General features: G+C 31.2%; 3 protein-coding genes. All 3 read left to right on the top strand.

Annotation, left to right across the window (positions count from 1 at the left end; all coding sequences use genetic code 11):
* The first annotated feature begins 55 nt into the window (after positions 1–55).
* From ACR0P1_RS07640 to ACR0P1_RS07650, 3 genes are read left to right on the top strand one after another with little or no spacing between them, the layout of a single operon-like run.
* Positions 56–1,759, top strand: a complete 1,704-nt coding sequence (locus tag ACR0P1_RS07640) for an ATP-binding cassette domain-containing protein (RefSeq protein ID WP_432645811.1) — start codon at positions 56–58, stop codon at positions 1,757–1,759.
* A 2-nt stretch (positions 1,760–1,761) separates the two neighbouring features.
* Positions 1,762–2,187 (top strand): universal stress protein, encoded by a 426-nt coding sequence (locus ACR0P1_RS07645; protein WP_432645812.1) that lies wholly within the window; start codon positions 1,762–1,764, stop codon positions 2,185–2,187.
* A gap of 47 nt (positions 2,188–2,234) precedes the next feature.
* Positions 2,235–3,296, top strand: coding sequence for a CapA family protein (locus ACR0P1_RS07650; protein WP_432645813.1), 1,062 nt, complete (start codon positions 2,235–2,237; stop codon positions 3,294–3,296).
* Positions 3,297–3,348: the final 52 nt, after the last annotated feature.

The raw sequence follows: 3,348 nt of genomic DNA on the forward strand, positions 1-3,348 counted from the left end.
TATAAATACTTTCATTAATATAAATTTGTATTGATATATAATGGGGCAATAAAGAATGATAAAAGTTGAAAATGTAAGTAAAGATTATGAATTAGCTGATGGAACTAAAATCACTGCACTTAATGATGTTAGTTTTGAAGTTAAAGAAGGTGAAATTTTAGGTATTATGGGTAAGAGTGGTTCAGGTAAAACTACTTTATTAAGAGCACTTAGAGGTGTTGAACATATAGATAGTGGAAGTATCGAAGTAGGTGAAGCAAAAGTTACTTCAGAATCATCTCAATTTTATTATAATAAACTTAAAAAAGAAACAGCTATACATCTTCAAAGATCTTTTGGTATATGGCCAGATACTGTTCGTGAAAATATCTTAAGAAAATTATATGCAAGAAAATATTTTGATGAAGGAGATACTAATTTTGAAGTTGCAGAAAGTGAATTTGGTCATGAAGCCGATGAACTTTTAGAACTAGTTTCTTTAACTCATAAACAAGACCATTATGCATCAGTATTAAGTGGTGGTGAAAAACAAAGACTTATCATGGCAAGACAACTTGCTAAACAACCTAAAGCTTTACTTCTTGATGAACCTGCAACTATGGCATGCCCTAAAACAAAACAGGAAATATTGAATGCAGTTAAAAAAATCAATAAGGAGTTAAATATAACTGTTATTATTGTATCTCACTTGCCAGATATTCAAAAATATTTAGCAGATAGGGTTATATTGCTTAAAGATGGTGAAATTGTCGATGAAGGTTCTGCAAATGAAATTTGTGATAAATTCATGGCAGACATGGACGATATTGTTGATATAGAAAATATTGCAACTGATGAAGATGTTATTCAACTAAATGATATTCACAAAAGGTTTTACCTATTAAGCGGTGGTGAAGTTTTACAAATTGAAGATGTAAATTTCAATGTTCAAAAAGAAAATATTTTAAGTATTATCGGTCCAAGTGGCGCTGGTAAAACTGTTCTTTTAAGGATGCTTGGTGGACTGGAAGACCCTGATAAAGGAGAAGTTATGTATAATGTTGATGGAGAATGGAATGACATCGACATTCCAGGCATTGCACGTATGAAAATCAGGTCTAAATTAGGTTTCATGCACCAAGAATTTGCATTAAGTCATTATGCTACTGTATTAAGCCAATTAGCTACTAGATTAGGTTATAAGAATCAAAATATTGTCAATGAAGCTAAAGAAAGAGCTAGAAAAATTGGTCTTAGTGAAGAATTATTAGATTCATTTTATTTACTTACTGATTTGCCTGAATTAGAAGCAAGGGACAGATTGAAAAAAATTGGTCTTGATTCTGATATTTTAGATGATTTATTCCCTAGATTCCCTGAAACTGCAACAAATGAAGCAGTTAAAGATATATTTGAAAGTCTTGATTTAGATATGGATATTTTGCATAGAAAATCATATGAATTATCTGGAGGTCAAAAAGTTCGAGTAATGCTTGCATTGATATTAGTTTCCAAACCAGAATTCTTGCTTTTAGATGAACCGTTTGGAGATTTAGATCCAGTTACTTTAAGGGATGTTACTAATGCTCTTAAGAGAATATCAAAAACTTATGGAATTACAATTGTAATGATTTCCCACAATACTGATTTCATTAAAGAAGTAAGTAATAGAGCAGTATTTATGGATGATGGAAAAATCATTGATGATAGTGAAGATATTGATAAAATAGTTGATAATTTCATTGATTTTTGTCATGCAGATTATTTAAAAGGAGAATAAACATGTTCGATATTATTGCAGTTCCTGTAGATGGATCTGATTATGGATATCAGGCAGCAGATGTTGCTATTGAAATAGCTCAAAAGTTTAACTCCAAAATTGCTGCTATTAATGTTCTTGAAGAATTTTCTTTCAGTAGTTATGATTCTGAAGAAGATGAAGGTAATTCAATTTTATCAAAAATTACCAAAAAAGCTAATGATGCTGGAGTTGAAGTAATCGAACATTTAATTACAGCTGATCCTTTAAGGGACATGAAATTCATTGTTAATCAAACACATGCTGATTTAGTTGTTATTCATGCACATGGTTCAAATAATAATAGATTCGTGTCTTTTGATGAGAGCTGTGTTTCAGATACTCAAATAGGTTCAGTTTCAGAAAGACTTATGAGAACTTCTGATGTACCAGTATTATTAATTAAGTAAATGCAAAATTTGCTAATGTTGAGTGGACATGAGAAGGTAGTGTTTAAATGAAGAAGTTTAGAAAATTAGTTATAGTTGCTATTATTGCATTATTGATTCTTTTAGCAGGATTAATGGTATTAGATAATGGTAATGGCATTACTAATGAAAATAAGGGTAATGCATCAATAGCTGTTACAGGGGATGTTATGTTTGCACGTAATATGGTAGGAGTACTTTCAAGTGGGCAAGATCCTTTTGTAAATGTAGCTAATGTAACTTCTAAAACAGATTTGCTTTTAGTTAATTTTGAAAATGCTGCTACAACTTCAGGTAATGCTGTTAAAGGGGACGTTCCTCTTAAAACAAGTCCTGATTTTGTTCATTTAGTTCGAAATAATCCAAATACCGTAGCTTCACTTGCAAATAATCATGCATTTGACTATGGAATTGACGGTATGCATGATACTGTTGAAAATCTTGAGAAAAATAATGTAACACCAATTGGCGCTGGAGATAATGTGGATGAAGCACACAGAAGTGTTACAAAAGAGATTAATGGTCGTAACATTACAATATTTAATTTCATGGATTCTGAAAACTTCGCAGAATACAGCAATGAAGTAATGCCGGTTGCCACCAGTGATTCTCCAGGTTACTCTGCATATGATTCCAGTGTTTGTGAGGAGATTAAGGAAGCTCATGAAAACTCAGATTTTGTAATTGTATTTTTCCACTATGGAAATGAGTATAGTACATCTCCAAATGAAAATCAGGTAAAAATGTCTCATGAAGTAATCGATGCGGGAGCGGACATTGTTCTAGGTTCACATCCTCACGTTCCTCAGGGAATGGAATTCTACAACGGATCAATGATTTTCTACAGCTTAGGAAATTTTATTTTTGATCAGAAAAATCCAGATACACATGTTGCTTATTTTGTTGAAATAAGTTTAGTTAGTGAAACTGTTGAATGTACAGTTTACCCAATTGCTATTGTAGATTATTTACCTCAGTTTATGTCTCCAGATAATGGAAAATCTTTACTTGAAAGTTTAAATCCTTCCTGTGATAAATTGACAATTGGTGATGATGGAATTGGAAGGATATCTTATAATCTCACTGATTAAACTTAATTTATTATTATCAAATCCTATAAATTTAATAATGATAGTATAGATA

Origin of the sequence: Methanobrevibacter sp. (assembly GCF_050872065.1) — an archaeon.
Taxonomy (GTDB): Archaea; Methanobacteriota; Methanobacteria; order Methanobacteriales; family Methanobacteriaceae; genus Methanocatella.